The organism is Serratia sp. N21D137 (assembly GCF_047530005.1).
In the GTDB taxonomy this organism is placed as follows: Bacteria; Pseudomonadota; Gammaproteobacteria; order Enterobacterales; family Enterobacteriaceae; genus Chania; species Chania fonticola_B.
On sequence record NZ_JBLJAJ010000003.1, the window covers coordinates 229,106 to 245,158 of the forward strand.

At 53.7% G+C, this 16,053-nt stretch carries 13 protein-coding genes; 7 read left to right on the forward strand and 6 right to left on the reverse strand.

The features are described 5' to 3' along the window. Positions 1-195: 195 nt before the first annotated feature. The 6 genes from ACMV5H_RS04300 (at position 196) to ACMV5H_RS04325 (ending at position 5,792) form a co-directional block, all read left to right on the forward strand. A complete protein-coding gene (locus ACMV5H_RS04300) occupies positions 196-2,349 on the forward strand; it encodes a carbon starvation CstA family protein (RefSeq protein ID WP_414821494.1) in 2,154 nt (717 codons plus the stop codon). Positions 2,350-2,418: 69 nt separating this feature from the next. Next, the gene (locus ACMV5H_RS04305; protein WP_021179159.1) at positions 2,419-2,622 is read left to right on the forward strand and encodes a YbdD/YjiX family protein; all 204 of its coding nucleotides are present in this window, start codon (positions 2,419-2,421) and stop codon (positions 2,620-2,622) included. 23 nt (positions 2,623-2,645) lie between these two features. Further along, positions 2,646-3,602, forward strand: coding sequence for a GTPase (gene yjiA / locus ACMV5H_RS04310; protein ID WP_021807873.1), 957 nt, complete (start codon positions 2,646-2,648; stop codon positions 3,600-3,602). Positions 3,603-3,941: 339 nt separating this feature from the next. Next, positions 3,942-4,205 carry a CopG family ribbon-helix-helix protein gene (locus ACMV5H_RS04315; protein ID WP_021179157.1) on the forward strand — a complete coding sequence of 88 codons (264 nt, stop codon included), beginning with the start codon at positions 3,942-3,944 and terminating at the stop codon, positions 4,203-4,205. Beyond that, positions 4,205-4,489 carry a type II toxin-antitoxin system mRNA interferase toxin, RelE/StbE family gene (locus ACMV5H_RS04320; RefSeq protein WP_071784895.1) on the forward strand — a complete coding sequence of 95 codons (285 nt, stop codon included), beginning with the start codon at positions 4,205-4,207 and terminating at the stop codon, positions 4,487-4,489. The genes ACMV5H_RS04315 and ACMV5H_RS04320 overlap by 1 nt, the downstream gene beginning before the upstream one ends. Positions 4,490-4,562: 73 nt before the next feature. Continuing rightward, on the forward strand, positions 4,563-5,792 hold the full coding sequence (locus ACMV5H_RS04325) for a lysozyme inhibitor LprI family protein (RefSeq protein ID WP_115158990.1): 1,230 nt from the start codon (positions 4,563-4,565) through the stop codon (positions 5,790-5,792). Between the two features lie 49 nt (positions 5,793-5,841). Here the strand turns inward: ACMV5H_RS04325 and ACMV5H_RS04330 are convergent, their stop codons facing one another. From ACMV5H_RS04330 to ACMV5H_RS04340, 3 genes are read right to left on the reverse strand one after another with little or no spacing between them, the layout of a single operon-like run. Then, a complete protein-coding gene (locus ACMV5H_RS04330; RefSeq protein ID WP_414821495.1) occupies positions 5,842-7,026 on the reverse strand; it encodes an amidohydrolase in 1,185 nt (394 codons plus the stop codon). Next, positions 7,019-8,266, reverse strand: coding sequence for a Zn-dependent hydrolase (locus tag ACMV5H_RS04335; protein ID WP_414821496.1), 1,248 nt, complete (start codon positions 8,264-8,266; stop codon positions 7,019-7,021). Before ACMV5H_RS04335 ends, ACMV5H_RS04330 begins: the two co-directional genes overlap by 8 nt. Positions 8,267-8,269: 3 nt before the next feature. After that, positions 8,270-9,490 (reverse strand): hypothetical protein, encoded by a 1,221-nt coding sequence (locus ACMV5H_RS04340; RefSeq protein WP_115158988.1) that lies wholly within the window; start codon positions 9,488-9,490, stop codon positions 8,270-8,272. A 446-nt stretch (positions 9,491-9,936) separates the two neighbouring features. Between ACMV5H_RS04340 and ACMV5H_RS04345 the strand changes: the two genes are divergently transcribed. After that, positions 9,937-11,250 carry an NAD(P)/FAD-dependent oxidoreductase gene (locus ACMV5H_RS04345; RefSeq protein ID WP_115158987.1) on the forward strand — a complete coding sequence of 438 codons (1,314 nt, stop codon included), beginning with the start codon at positions 9,937-9,939 and terminating at the stop codon, positions 11,248-11,250. A 27-nt stretch (positions 11,251-11,277) separates the two neighbouring features. Here ACMV5H_RS04345 and ACMV5H_RS04350 read toward each other — a convergent pair whose 3' ends face one another. Genes ACMV5H_RS04350 through ACMV5H_RS04360 form a run of 3 tightly spaced genes read right to left on the reverse strand, consistent with a single transcriptional unit; the run spans position 11,278 to position 16,033 of the window. After that, the gene (locus ACMV5H_RS04350; protein ID WP_147281008.1) at positions 11,278-11,958 is read right to left on the reverse strand and encodes a fimbrial protein; all 681 of its coding nucleotides are present in this window, start codon (positions 11,956-11,958) and stop codon (positions 11,278-11,280) included. Positions 11,959-11,966: 8 nt separating this feature from the next. After that, positions 11,967-13,556: a hypothetical protein gene (locus ACMV5H_RS04355; RefSeq protein WP_021807865.1), complete on the reverse strand. Its 1,590-nt coding sequence runs from the start codon at positions 13,554-13,556 to the stop codon at positions 11,967-11,969. A 14-nt stretch (positions 13,557-13,570) separates the two neighbouring features. After that, entirely contained in the window at positions 13,571-16,033 is a 2,463-nt protein-coding gene (locus ACMV5H_RS04360; protein ID WP_094982242.1) for a CS1-pili formation C-terminal domain-containing protein, read from the reverse strand. Positions 16,034-16,053 lie beyond the last annotated feature (20 nt).

The window sequence follows — 16,053 nt, forward strand, 5'->3', positions numbered from 1 at the left end:
TCACCCCGCCATTCCAACCGTTCACCAGCGTATAAAACCGCTGGCTGAAATTCAGATGTCTTTCCCTATCCAGCCTGGCAATGATGAGCTGTTCCTAAACCTGACCCTTACCAGGGGAAGACGCTACAGCTAAATGTCCGACATCTAAGAATCGGATTTATCACTCAATTTTTGCAGATAGGATAAGGATACCTCATGAAACGCGAGGGGATTTTAAAACACCTCCCATGGATGCTGCTGGGGATACTCGGGGCTTCCTGCCTGGGTGTCATCGCATTGCGCCGTGGTGAAAGCATTAGTGCACTGTGGATCATCGTTGCTTCGGTAGCGGTCTACCTGGTGGCTTATCGTTACTACAGCCTCTACATCGCCACCAAGGTGATGCAGTTGGATCCCACCCGCGCCACACCGGCGGTGGTGAACAATGACGGTCTTAACTACGTCCCGACTAATAAAAACGTGCTGTTCGGCCACCACTTTGCGGCGATCGCCGGTGCGGGCCCGCTGGTTGGCCCAGTGCTGGCGGCACAGGTCGGTTATCTGCCCGGTACGCTGTGGCTGCTAGGCGGCGTGGTGTTGGCAGGGGCGGTACAGGACTTTATGGTGCTGTTTATCTCCTCACGCCGTAACGGCGCCTCATTGGGCGAGATCATCAAAAAGGAAATGGGTCCAATCCCTGGCACCATTGCGCTGTTTGGCTGCTTCCTGATCATGATCATCATCCTGGCGGTGCTGGCGTTGATCGTGGTGAAAGCCTTGGCCGAAAGCCCATGGGGCGTGTTCACCGTCTGCTCCACCGTGCCAATCGCACTGTTTATGGGCGTGTATATGCGCTTCCTGCGTCCTGGCAAGGTGGGTGAAGTATCGATCATCGGTATCGTGCTGTTGATCGCCTCCATCTGGTTCGGCGGAGTGATTGCCCACGACCCATACTGGGGCCCGGCGCTGACCTTTAAAGACACCACCATAACCTATACGCTGATTGGTTATGCCTTCGTTTCTGCCCTGCTGCCGGTATGGCTGATCCTGGCTCCGCGTGACTATCTGGCTACCTTCCTGAAAATCGGCGTGATCGTCGGGCTGGCGATCGGTATCGTGATCCTCAACCCAGAGCTGAAAATGCCTGCGGTTACGCAGTTTGTTGACGGTACCGGTCCGGTCTGGAAAGGCACCCTGTTCCCGTTCCTGTTTATTACCATTGCCTGTGGTGCCGTTTCTGGCTTCCACGCGCTGATCGCTTCAGGTACCACACCGAAACTGCTGGCCAATGAAATGGACTCCCGCTTTATCGGTTATGGTGCCATGCTGATGGAATCCTTCGTTGCCATCATGGCGCTGGTTGCGGCTTCTATCATCGAGCCTGGCCTGTATTTCGCCATGAACACCCCACCGGCGGCTCTGGGCATCACCATGCCAGACCTGCACCGTCTGGGCACCGAAGATGCGCCGATGATCATGGCCTCACTGCGTGATGTTTCCGCGCATGCTGCCGCAACCGTCAGCTCCTGGGGCTTTGTGATTACCCCAGAGCAGATCCTGCAAACGGCCAAAGACATCGGCGAACCTTCGGTACTGAACCGTGCCGGTGGCGCGCCAACTCTGGCAGTCGGTATCGCTCACGTGTTCCATCAGGTCATCCCTGGCGCGAACATGGGCTTCTGGTATCACTTCGGTATTCTGTTCGAAGCGCTGTTCATCCTGACCGCTCTGGATGCAGGTACCCGTTCTGGTCGCTTTATGCTGCAAGATTTGCTGGGTAACTTCGTGCCATTCCTGAAGAAAACCGATTCACTGGTGACCGGTATTGCCGGTACTGCCGGCTGCGTTGGCCTGTGGGGTTACCTGCTGTATCAAGGCGTGGTCGATCCGTTGGGCGGCGTCAAGAGCCTGTGGCCGCTGTTCGGTATCTCCAACCAGATGTTGGCTGCCGTAGCGCTGGTCCTGGCCACCGTGGTATTGATCAAGATGAAGCGCACCAAGTACATCTGGGTAACCGTGATCCCAGCCGTTTGGCTGCTGATCTGTACCACCTACGCGATTTGCCTGAAGCTGTTCAGCGACAATCCGCAGTTGGAAGGTTTCTTCTACCAGGCCAGCCTGTACAGAGACAAAATCGCCGAAGGCGGTGCTGAACTGACCGCACAGCAGGTTGCCAACATGAACCATATCGTGGTGAACAACTACACCAACGCCGGTTTGAGCATCCTGTTCCTGTTGGTGGTGTACAGCATCATCTTCTTCGGTATTAAAACCGCCATGGCGGCGCACAAAAACCCGAAACGTACCGATCAGGAAACGCCATACGTGCCGGTTCCTGAGGGTGGCGTCAAAGTTTCGTCGCACCACTGATGGTGATTTGATGGATACCCTGCATAATGATAATACGTTATGTAGGGTATTTTTCTTTGGAGTAAACCCATGTTCGGAAACCTCGGCCAGGCGGGTAAATATCTCGGGCAGGCAGCACGCATGTTAGTGGGCGTGCCTGACTACGATACCTACGTCCAGCATATGAAAGACAACCATCCGGACAAGCCGGTGATGACCTATAAAGAATTTTTCCGCGAACGCCAGGATGCCCGCTACGGTGGCGATGGCAAAGGCGGTATGCGCTGTTGCTAGTTAAGTAAGTACAAGGACCAGGCATGAAACCCATTGCAGTCACCATCCTGACGGGCTTTTTGGGCGCGGGCAAAACCACCCTGCTGCGCCACATTCTGAATGAAAACCACGGTTACAAGATTGCCGTCATCGAGAATGAATTCGGTGAGGTGCCGATCGATAACGCGCTGATTGGTGACCGCGCCAGCCGCATCACTACCCTCAGCAACGGTTGTATCTGTTGCAGTAAATCCAACGAGTTGGCAGACGCGCTGCTGGATCTGTTGGACGGCGTCGATCAGGGGCAACTGGAGTTTGATCGGCTGATCATTGAATGCACCGGCATGGCCGACCCCGGCCCGATCACCCAGACCTTCTTCTCGCACGACGTCATCGGCCAACGCTTCCTGCTGGACGGCATTATCACGCTGGTGGATGCGGTACATGCCGATCAACAGTTGAACCAGTTCACTATCTCGCAGGCCCAGGTGGGGTATGCCGACCGTATTCTGCTGACCAAGACCGACGTGGCAACGGATAACGAAGCGCTGATCCAGCGTTTGCAACTGATGAACGCCCGCGCACCGGTCTATAAAGTGACGCACGGCGATATCGATCTCGGCGTGCTGTTTGATATCGAAGGCTTTGTACTGAACGATAAGCTTAACCTGGCGACCCCCGTTTTTCGCCGCATTCCGCAAGCGCAAAATAATATCCAGTCAATCGTGGTGTATCACGACCAGCCGCTGGAGCTGATGCAGATTTCCGAAGTGATGGAAGGCTTATTATTGAAGTTCGCCGATAACCTGCTGCGCTACAAAGGAATTTTGTCGATTAAAGACGAACCGCGCCGCCTGTTGTTCCAGGGCGTACAGCGTCTGTATAACGCCGACTGGGACCGCGAATGGTTACCGGAAGAAGAGTGCAAAAGCACGATGGTGTTTATCGGCATCGATTTACCGGAAGACGAAATCCGCGCGGGGTTTGCTGCGCTGGGTTGAACGTTGGGGGCGATGTTGGTTGTTAAAGCTGCCAAGTCGCCTTGCTTCCATAGAGCTATTACATAGATACAATGAAACCACTGCCAATCTATTGTAGATAAGTAATAAAATCGAGTAAGGATAGAGCAGAGACTTTACGCTAGCCCTCATAATCTGCAAGTCTCTGCCGCATTTTGCGATCACAATTCCAACCAATGGAACAACTTCTTGTAAATCCATCCAGTCTGTTTTTTGCGCGGATCTATTGCGGTAATGTCTCACCAATGAAAGCGCCCTGTCATTTTCTTCAAGGCAATAAAAAGGTATATACTTAGTTAGTACCTTGATGAGGATTTATCTATGAGTAAACAGGCCGTTTTTACCATGAAGCTTGAAGCCGAACTACGCGATACTTTTATGGCTGCCGCCGAGGCGGAGCATCGCCCAGCATCACAAGTTGTTCGTGAGCTTATGCGACAATATATTGAACGCCATGAGTATCGCCATTTTTTGGAAGAAAAAGTCAATGCAGCCCGTCAATCTATAGCGAACGGGGAGAGTGTTGAACATGAAGATGCCAAGGCTATTTTTGCAGCGCGAAGGGCAAAAGTTAAGGGTAACTAGTGAGAGTTCATTGGACGAAACAGGCGCTTGATGACAGCGAACAGATATGGGATTACCTTGTCGAAAAAAATCCCGATGCAGCCATCAAGATGGACGAACTGTTTGAAGCCACAGCCGAGCGCCTCGCAGCATTTCCTTTCATGGGGCATGAAGGGGAAGTTGTTGGAACACGTGAAGTTTTTCCACATCAAAATTATCGCTTAGTGTACGAAATTCAGTCAAATACAGTTTGGATAGTCGCTTTGGTTCATACATCTCTGCTTTGGCCTAGAACAACTCCATAGGTGTTAGAAAACACAGGCGATAAGCTAAAAATAGTGACTGGGCGAATCAATAAACAACCAAAAGGAATTCAGCATGATCGCCAGGCTTCAACGCGCTAACTCTCTCCGTGATACAACATTGGCCAGCCATGCTTTATCGCGCTTATTGCTCTGCCTATGCTTGGCGTTCGGGGCCAACACGGCGGTGCAAGCCGCTTCTTTCGATTGTGAGAAAGCCACCAGTGATATCGAACATAGCATCTGCAATAGCCCAGACCTTAGCAGTCTCGACAGCCAACTGACCGAAAATTACCGGTTAGCAATGGCAAGCCTACCAGGGGATCAGGCCGACGCGTTACGCACCGAGCAACGTAGCTGGTTGAAGCAGCGGGATGCCTGCAACGCTCAAGAAAGCTGCCTGAGCGATTTATTTAGCCAACGCGCCGCCCAGTTGCAGAACACCGCCAAGCAGGCCGCTTCGGCGCTAGATAACATCATCGCCAGCATTCCGGCAGACCCAGCCGCTGCAGCACAGCAGTTGCAGCAGTATCGCGGCCCACTAGCCTCCGCCTGGCTGATTTATCTGCATCAGTTTGCGCCCACCAGCAAGGTCACGGATGCCGAGGTAGAAACCAGGCATCAAAGCGTGATCAAGGCGATGAACGACGACACATTCTCCCAATCCGTGTTACGTGATATCGAGAACGATCCCAAGACCGGCCATGATGTCGCTGTTTTAACGCTCTTACGCATGGCCATTGAGCGAGCCGGCTACGAAAACGCCGATGGCCGCCCCTATGTGCACTGTTTTATCTTCAAGCAGCAGGGCGCAGCGGCTTATGAAGCCTTTGGGGCGTTATATGGATCATCTCGTGATTCACAGGCTCCCATTTGCTCGCCGCAGGGCGATCTGTTTGAACGACCGGCCTGGCAGCAACTTACCAAGGCAATAGAACCGATGATTGGCAAGGCCAGTGAGAATTCCGGTACCATCCGCTTTGCCAGCTATGCCGATTGGGCCATGTTCCGCCTGCGCGCCACCGTATCTCCCGAGGATTTCCTTAAACCACGTCAGAACACGCCAGCCACGGACGATCCTGCGCAGCTAATCCGCAGTTGGTCTGACGATAAGGTTTGGCCGAAAGAACAACGCGAGCAGTTGCTTGTCGCCATTGAACCGGCGCGTCTGGCGACCATGGGCTGGTTGCAAACCGAGAAACATTTCTCGGCTAGCGATGCGGCCAAAGCTGCCGATGCGATAGTGAACACTTGGCTCAATGACAGAATGGACTTTATCGGCGAGATGAGCGGGCCGGAGGACTGACTGATAAATGCGGTGAGGGGGATCTCACCGCACGCAATTTTGCCCAGGCTTAAAAGGCATCCTGCTGCAAGTAGCTCCATGCATACTGCGCATACAGCTCCGCGCCGGTCGCCATCACGTCTTCGTCGATATTGAAGCAGCCGTGGTGGTGCGCCCAGTCGGTGCCTTTCTCCGGGTTGCCGCAGCCCAACAGGGCAAAGCAGCCGGGGATATTTTCAATAAAGAAGCTGAAATCCTCACCGCCGGTCGTCGGTTTCTCGGCAAACAACACCTCGTCGCCGAAGGCCGAGCGCACTACCGATTTTGCCAGCAACGCGCTGCGTTCCTCGTTGATCACCGGCAAGGTGCCGTAAGTGTATTCCACCTGTGCGGTCGCGCCATAAATGGCCGCGGTATGCTCTGCGTAACGTTCAATCGCCGCCTTGATACGCTCACGTGCCTCGACGTTAAAGCAGCGCACCGTGCCGTCCAGCACCGCATTTTCAGCAATCACGTTAAACCGGGTGCCGACTTCCATTTTGCCGATGGTCACGACTGCCGACTCTAACGGCGAAGTTTCACGGGAAACGATCGCCTGCACGTTCATCACGAAGGCCGAAGCAACGACCGCTGCATCCACACAGGCTTCTGGCATTGAGCCGTGGCCGCCGCGCCCTTTGAACTTCACCTTCAGCAAATCCGCAGAAGCAAAAGTAGAGCCGACATTACAAGACACCTTGCCCGATGGGCTGGTGGTCCAGATATGCATACCAAATGCGTTATCCACGCCCTCGATCGCGCCCTGCTTCACCATTTCACGCGCGCCTTGAGCAATCTCTTCGGCAGGTTGGAAAATCAGCCGCACGTTGCCACGCAGGCTTTCACGGTTTTCATACAAGGCTTTTGCTGCCGTCAGTAGCATGGCGGTGTGGGCATCGTGCCCACAGGCGTGCATTTTCCCGTCGGTTTGCGATTTATAACTTAATGAGTCGTTGAGTTCCTGTACCGGCAACGCATCCATATCTGCGCGTAGAGCCACGGTCTTGCCAGGCTGCCCACCCGTAATCTCGGCAATCACGCCCGTTGGCGTCGTCAGACGATAAGGAATACCAATCTCCTCCAGCGCTTGCGCCACCTTCTGGGTGGTACGCACCTCTTCCCAAGGCAGTTCCGGATGAGCATGCAGATCGCGACGGAACGCAATCATCGCCTCCACGTGGGCTTTAATGGATTGCGCGATGGCATGATTAGTCATAACTGCTTGCCTCTGTGATCTCTTTTACCGTTTGAAAAATAACGTCGATGCCTTTCTGAATTTGCTCATAGTCGGTCCACTCGTCGGGGTGGTGGCTCAGGCCGTCCTTGCTGGGAACAAACACCAGCCCCACGTCGGTGATACTGGCAAAAATCATCGCATCATGCCCGGCTCCGCTGACCATAGTCCGGTGGCTCAGGCCCAGCGCTTCACTGTGTTTTTGCAGCTGGCTGTGGATACCGCTGTGCAGACGCGTCGGCTCTACCAGCAACGGTTGTTCAATCTGGCAGGCGATCCCCGCCCAGGCCTGCTGTTGGATACAGGCTTTGGTTTGCTCAACCACCTGTTGCAGCTTATCCAACCGCTTGGAACGGATATCGACGGTGAAAATCACCTTGCTCGGTATCACGTTCGCCCCGTTAGGGAACACCTGAATTTTCCCCGTGGTGGCGACCGTTTCATCACCGGCCTCGCGGGCAAAATCGCCAACGCGAGAGATCACCTGGCTGGCAGCCACCAGCGCATCATGGCGGCGATCCATCGGCGTGGTGCCCGCATGCCCGGCCTTACCGGTGATGGTGACAACCAACTGAGTGATACCGACGATCACGTCTACCAGACCAACGTCTAACCCTTCCTGTTCCAGCACCGGCCCTTGCTCAATATGCAGTTCGATAAACGCCTTGAGGGTTTGCGGCTCCCGCACCACGCTGGCCACCCGATCCGCATCAAAACCGACGTGCGCCATGCACTGTGCCGCCGATTGCCCATGGCTATCGCGCAGACGATGCAGCTCTTCAGCATCCACCTTACCTGCAATCGCACAGGAAGCCAGCAGGCCACGGCCAAAGCTGGCCCCTTCCTCTTCCACCAGCGCCACCACTTCTAGCGGGTAACGCGGCAATAACCGATGTTCTTGGAACAGCTTGGCCACTTCCAACCCCATCACCACTCCGGCAGGGCCGTCGAAAGCGCCACCGTTGGGCACAGAATCAAAGTGGGAGCCGATCATCACGCTCGGCAATGCCGGGTCCTGCGCCTGGCTCTTACCAAAGATATTGCCGATGGCGTCCTCACGTACGCTGAGGCCCGCCGCCTCCATCTGCGCCTTGATATAAGCCCGCGCCTGTTGGCCTTGTGGGCTGTAGCTCATACGCGTCGTGCCTTCGCCTGGCGTAGCCGTAAACTCGGCCAGTTGTTCCAGATGCTGCTGAATACGCAGCTGATTTGCATAGCTCATGACTTATCCTGCGATTGGGGTGATGTAACCGACCATAACGCCTGCCAGCACCACGGAAACCATCGTCACGGAAATAAATCCGCCGACCAGCATCGGTGCCAACATGTGGTGCGTCAGGATCTCACGCTCTTTTTCGTCTTTGGTCAGCGCCGTTATCGCTTCGTTGGTGATGATGTAATCCGCCGGGAAGCCATACATCGCCGTCAGGGAGATCGCGAAGGCCATCTCCATGCTGACGCCAAGGAATTTACCCACGATCCACGAGACGACAAACATGCCCACCACCGCCACGGCGATCAGCACAAGCATCGGGAATACCAGCCGCAGCAGCATTTCCGGGGTTGCTCTGTTCAGGGTGTCAAAGATAAACAGCATCAGCCCCATCACCGCAAACCCGAAGCCGTTGGCCTTCTGCAACGGTTGTTTTTCCAGGAAACCGATCGTGGCCGCTACTACGCCAAACAGCAAACACAGCACAAACGGGCTGATGGTGACCACCGGGGCCAGCAGGTCTGATACCAGATAAGCCAGGTAGCCTACCAGCGCCAGACGCAGAAACTTGAAGTAGCTGGTATTGTAATGAGCCGGGATCAGGCCAAACATACGCGGCATTTTTTCTTCCGCGCTGACCGTGGTTGGCATTTTATCGGCTGGCAGTAGTGCGGCAGATTCGTGCCATTCGCCATTGCGATATTTTTGCAGCACGCGTTTGCCTTCCCGCTGCAGCATGATGGCGGTTAACGGATAACCGGCAAACCCCTGCATTACGTAGATCAGGATAGCGAATACCGAGAGATCGACCAGGCCCGCGCTGGCAGCCCCCTTAGACATGATCAACGCCGAAACGATGCCGCCAACCAATGGGGGAATGGTCACGATGGCGGTGTTCATATCAAACATCAGCATACAGGCAACAAACACGGCGGCGATAATGCCAGCAATCCCCGACAGCGAGATCACAATGGTTTTCCATTGCCGCATCAGCTCAGGCACCGAGAGCAGCGTCCCCATGTTGGTGATCAGCAGATACATCAGCATCACCGCTACCGCCGGTGTGATACCGGCCAGGCTGACGATATCCTTCGGGAAAAACGTCCAGTAGCCGAACAGGAACAACACCGCGCAGACAAATACAGAAGGGATCCAGGCTTTAGTACGCACGGATACCGCATCTCCCAGGTATAAAATCACCATTACAATCAAAAGCGCTAACATCTGTGACATAGAATATTTCCGTTCTTATATTTTTTAGAAGTCCGTTTAGAATAGTCAAATCCACTAAGTTACAACAATAATTTAGTTAACAACTCTACCTTACCGGGCGGAAATGGCCGATTTTCAGAAGAAAACCTCAAGAAATGGATCATTCTCACCAATTCCGATACTAAACAGCTATGGCTGGGGAATAAAGGAAAAAATCAGAAATAAATCTGCTGAGTGACCTTAATTTCTGTCATAGAGGCTCGCCAAGATTGCACTCCCCGGCCAATTGGCAAAATGCGGTAATCCAATGAGGTACCTCAATGCTTAACGGTTGCTTATAAATAACTGACCGTCAATAAATTGGGGTTAATCAGCAACGGCTGAATCTGCTGGTTCAGCCTGGCTAAATGTTTTATAACCCTATTTAGTGACCTTGAGTGGCAAACATTTTGAAAAGGACCTTGAGTTTGAAATATGCATCAGTGCCGTTAAATCAAAACCAAAATGGCTGGTTAAAACCTGACCTGCGCCCGACCGTTTACCCAACGCTGATCGGCGATACCGAGGCCGACTGGGTGGTCGTGGGCTGCGGCTTTGCCGGGATTTCCTTCGCCAGACGGCTGGCCAATCAAGATCCTAAATTGAAGATCCTCATCGTTGATTCAGCCTGCGCGGCTGAGAGTTCTTCGGCTAGAAATTCAGGGTTTATTATCGGATTACCCCATAATATTGGCAGCTCTACGGCGGAGTTGAAAAAAGCCCAGTCGTATCGCTCTTTATTACAAGAAGGGATCAATCAATTAACCCAGCAAATTGAGCAACAGGGGATCGAATGCGAATGGGAGAATGCCGGAAAATATCACTGCCAGGTTGATGCGACTAATCAGAGGGTGCTCAAAGAATATACCGATAATCTCGATACCATGAACGAACCCTATCAAATAATGGATAAGGAGGCGCTGTATCGAAAATTGGGTACTCGTTTTTACAATAAGGGCATCTATACCCCAAGCTCGATCCTGGTTAATCCTGCCAGCCTGATCGTCGGCCTGGCAAATAATCTGCCGGACAACGTGACGATGTATAACCATACCCCGGTGATGGCGATCCGGCACGGTAGCGTGACGCAGGTGGTTACCCCCTTTGGCACGATTAAAACAGCCAACGTGATGTTAGCCACCAACGCCCTCTCCAGGGAACTGGCTCCGGTTACCAGCCAGCAGGCGGCAATGGCTACTTTCGCCAGCATCACCGCACCATTAACCGCAGAGCAACGCCAAAAGCTGCCAACCATGAACAGTTGGGGGCTGACACCGGTCAACGCGATCGCTGGAGCAACGGTGCGCTATACCCAGGATCATCGTTTCCTGATCCGCCAACATGTGACGCCAGCCTTGAACGGCCGGATCACCGCTGCACAGACCTATCAAGCGACCCTGTTGCATCAGCAGATTTTCAACAAGATATACCCGCAGCTGAGGGATGTGCCGCTGACAAGTACCTGGTCTGGCACCATCAGCGTCACCCGTAATGGCGCGCCGGTTTGGGGCGAGTTGAAGAAAGGCATTTATACCGCCGGGGGCTGTAACGGCGCAGGCGTGTCCAAGCAAACCATTGCCGGGACGTTATTGGCGGACTATGCGCTAGGGATCGACCATCCGCTGATTGGCGCGATGCAGGAACTCGGTAAGGCAAACTACCTGCCGCCTTCGCCAGTGCTGGATATTGCGATTGGCGTTTCTTTGATGAAAGAGCGCTACCTGGGGCGCAAGGAAGTCTAGCTTTGGTGGTGAACTGGGGTGGGGATCCTATCCCTGCCCCTGCTCGAAACACTGCTCCCCAAGACGCTGATACTTGTTGAACCCGATAATAAACTTGCGATTCTGCCCACGCAGATCGGCACCACGATAGCTTTCCCCCGGCAACAGATTGAACACCTTGGCGGTGTCATCCTGCCCGTCGCAGCCCTGATGGATCATCACGCGGAAATAGGTATTGCCGGTGTTTTTCAACACCCCGGCCAGCGGATCATAGTGATAAGTGAAACGCATCTTGCGCGGGCGAATTACCATGATGGTATCTAGCGCCATGGTCGGGGATACCAGCGGTGTCTTGTCTCCCCCCTGCATCTCCATCAAGTTGGCCGGGATCTCCTGGATCACTATGCGATAATAGCGCTCGCGCTCGTCCGCCGGGCCGCGATAGAAGATCTTGAAATATTCCCACGCTCCCGGCTCCAGTACTTTGCGCAGTGGGGTATAGAGCAGTTCGCCCTGTTCTAGGGGCTGAGGTTGTTCATCAACCCCCGGTTTGGCAATCCGATAGGCAGCGATCACATACAGATTGGTCTCTTTGGTGTTGTTAACAAACTGGCGCGAGAAGAAGGTGCGATCGCTCTCCAGAGTAAATACTCCGGACGAGAGGTAAATCGCCTGCGCCGGAAACGCCAACATCAGCCCCGCTAGCCACCACCCTAGTCTTATCGTCATTTTCGATCCTATTGGATATCAGGGCCGGTCCAGACCGCTCTGACCCTTACCTCGCCGGTGGCGCTGACAATCCCCATCCAATCCCGCCCATCCAGGGTCCACATCGAATTGCCCTCATTCATCGGGAAGCTGAGAGACAACTCGGTGCGATAAAAGCTGCCATCGTTTTGTGAGGGAACCGGCCAGGCGGTTCTTACCCAACGAGCCGCATTCAGGCTGATAGGTGCATCATCACAGCTGGCACGCGTGCGGACAACTTGCCCGACGTTGTCGGTATAAGCCAGATAGGCCGAGAACGGCACCCTAAGCTTACCGTCGGTAGAGGAAAAGACGCAGTACGGGCGCCCATTGACCTGCCCTGCCGGACCGTAAACCTGCGCGGTAATGCTATCAGCCTGTCTTGGGCCAGAGGTAGTCACAATATAGTCGAACACGATCGGCGGTTCTGTGCTGCCGACTTTGCCTTCACGCTTGGGATTAAGCACCAGGTCTTTGGAGATAATGCTAATCCCATAATCGCGCGGGATCAGCAAGATAGTGTTCGAAGGCGAGAATTCGTAATATCCGGACTGCGGTGCCACCGTACTGGTAAACAGGAAAGTGAAGAAATCCTGGCTGTGGCTCAGATCAACACCCCGATCGATCAGGTTCTTCAGGAAGGTCTGCGATAAAAAGACATAAATACCGCCGCTACCGGCTTTGATCAAATTCGCCGCGTTGGTCGTGGCGCTGTAGTTCACCCAACCACTGGCACCATCGGCACTCAGGCGAATGGTATTTGCCGCAGGCGTAAACCCAAGCGCAGCAGTGTTGAGCTTCATGTTCATGCGCATCGGCGAAAGGGTACTCCCCTGCATCTGATAAGACACCAGCTTACAGATCGCGCCACTCAGTGAGCCAATGTAGCCCACAGAGCAGAACTGAGAACCCGTTCCCATCACCGGATTGCCATTGCTGTCGATAAAAATTTCCTGCAGTGCGTTGGTAGATTCCAACTGCAAATTACCCGCTTTGGTGATGGTGAACTCATGGCTGGTCTGCGAACCGCCTACGCTGACGCAGCTTTGCCCTGCTGCAGGGTTGTAGTCCGTGCGGGTAGAGCAGAAACGGTATTTATAAATTTCCGTCGAGCCTACCGACACATTTTTAAAATACTCATAAGCCGAATCAGAGAAAATACCACGCCCATAACGCGCTTCACCGCTGCTGGTGTTAACCGCCACGTGATAAACGCCATTATCACCAATATAGCCCGGCAGATAACCGTTCGAGGGGCAACCGCTACCATTATTCATACAGCGGTTACCGATAAATGGCCGAGCGATGGGAGAATCCTCCAACCAGATATCGGCGAACGAATTGGTCTGGATCAGCCCGGTATAGCCCATATAGCCCAAACTGCGTTGGTCGCCTGACGCATATTTGGTAAACGCGTTGGCCCCGCTGAAACGGGGATCGGTGCTCTGTGGCGTGATGAAGTACTCTCCATCCACCTGATTTTCGATAAAGAAATAACTGTTGCTCACGTTGGCCGCCTGGCTAGAGAAGGCAGCCAGCATCAGTACCCCAACCAACTGGCAAATATTACGCAGTTTCATGTCACACCCTTTGCTCATCGTTGTGCCAGTATGGTCTGCACGTTGCACACCACATCGCCGACCCACTTCACGCCCTTGGCCTTGGCCAAATCCAGATCGACTTCGCAAATGCCATTATCTGGCATGGTCAATGACACGCTCGGGTAGCGTTTATCAACGTCCATCTGGAAGGCGCCCGTCGCATCCGTAATGGTTTTACCGATGTGGTTACGCACAGCGGCATTGGCGATCGCCCGGCCATTTTCCATGGTCATACGGCCGAACACCGTCACTAACTGTTTCACTTCCGGCTCATAAACGGCGACGTTGCCCGGATACAGCGTGACATTGCGAGTGCGCCCCTTGACGATGTCAAAGCTGTCCATCGAGTTTTTATCGTTCATCAGTTCAACCTTGTAGCTCGAGTACGGCGGCAACGGGATAAAGTTATTCTTACCGCTCAGCGGATAGCTGCGGCCATCGATCTGAGCCGACAGCACCGCATCGTCGATGAAGCCGGTTTTTACCAACACCCCAGATTTCTCCTGAATACCGCTGGCGGCGAAGTTCTTATCGCTGTAGGCCACTGCACCGCGCGCAGTCAGGTTGCCATTGAGGCGATTGTTGTCAGGCCGTGAGAGCGACAAGGTGCCCGCGCTGTATTTGGTATCGAAGGCAGCATAGCCAGAGGCCGAATAAGCGCTGTCACCGTTGTGCTTATCCTTGACCAGCTTGGCCAGGTTGAAACCGGCAGAGGTAAACGCCGAGTCATCGAAGCTCTTGTTGCCGGCCAGGTTGGCCCGCACGTTGCCATTGTTGGAAGACACACCGGTGCTTAACCAGGCGGCCAGCGGCAAAGAGAAGTCCAACGAGATATAGCGCTGGTTGGTGCTATTGGACTGGAAATCATAGCGATAACGCTGGATACCGGCGCGTAGATTGACCGTGCCATAACGCCCGGAGAATAGTGACGTGGAGTATTCCAGGTTGTTAGAGGTACTGCGTTCACGCTTATCTACCGTGCGGCTAAGCGTAAGCTGCCCACCACGTTCAAAGAACCGGCTCAGGCTAAGGGTTCCGCCATAGGAATAGCTGTCCGACTCATAGACCGGCAACTCCTTACCGATATGGCTCTTCTCCCGGTTGGCCCACACGCTGCCGAAGCCTTTCGGTAGCATAAGGCTGGCGCTTAAAATATTGCGGTAACGCCCGCCCTGCGACAGCAACCCCTGCCAGCCCAAGCTCGCGAACTGGTTCACGTTGAGGTTGATCGAAGTTTCATTCACCACCTTCTTGTCGAAGGTATAGGTCGAGGTTTGCACTGCCAGGCCAAATATCGCCGGGACCGAGGCGATCTTGAGAATTTCCGGGATCGACATGGCCGCCGACGCCCCTGCCAGATAGGTTTCGTTGGTGGTGCTGCCATTGGTGCGGTTATTGCGGCTGTCGTAATTAACATATCCGCCATAGAGCTGCCAGTTAAGTTCTTGCGCCACGCCATTATTGCCAGAGAAGGCTTTGTTGATCGTCTGGCGCATACGCGAATGGGTTTTGCCGTCGATCACCACATCGACATCAACGTCATAAATCCCATACGGCAGACGGCTGGTATCAACCTCAAAGCTGCCCATCGGGAAATTCTGGATGTTCAACAGACGCCCCTGCCGGTAGATATGGACTTCACCCGCGCTAGGTAAGAATACGGTAATTGGCGTTAGCGAATATTGGGTATTCTGGATCTGGGTAGCGGACTTATTGCCATAGGTGACGCCGTACACCTTGCTGGAGTTAAGTGCCGATAGGTTCCCCAACGATTGCAGGTTCCAGGTGTCAACCAAGCCAAATGCCAGACGGCGTCCGCTCATGTCCCGTTCATACATGGCGCGGTAAAGCTGAGAATCCTGCTGGGACTCCCCAATACCGTAAAACGAGCCGTTCACATTGAAATGATGCTCCGCAAAGCCGAAGGTGTTATCCAGGGTCAGATAGTTATTCGAGGTGTTCTCGCCCTTTTTTAACTGCGAGCGGTAAACACCGAGATCGTAATTTAGCACCGAACTGAAATGCGGCACCGAAGAGAGTCCCAGAAGACTCGTTCGTGGGATAATTGCGGTCCCCAAGCTTTTTTCACTCACGTCCAGCGTCAGTACAAATGAACGGATATTCAGGTTCAAATCGGCATCGGACGAAACGGCAATATGGGTATTTTGATCAAAGAAACGATCTTTCAGACCACGGATCAATGTCTGGGTCGTCTCGGCCAACGTTGCCCCTTCAGACTCTTCCGCCAGCGTAATTTCTCTTATCATCAGGCGGTCTTTTTCCAGCACCACCAGCGCATCCGCTACCTTTTGTTTTTCTTGTTGGTTGCCACCTTTGTAACGTAGCAATACAGGAATGGTCATACCTTCGGTCAGCGCCTGACCAAATACCCCCGGGATAAGATAATTTCCTAAACGAACATCCTGTAGGTTTCTGGCGTTAGCCTGCATAGACATCAGAGCCGCAGCAATACATA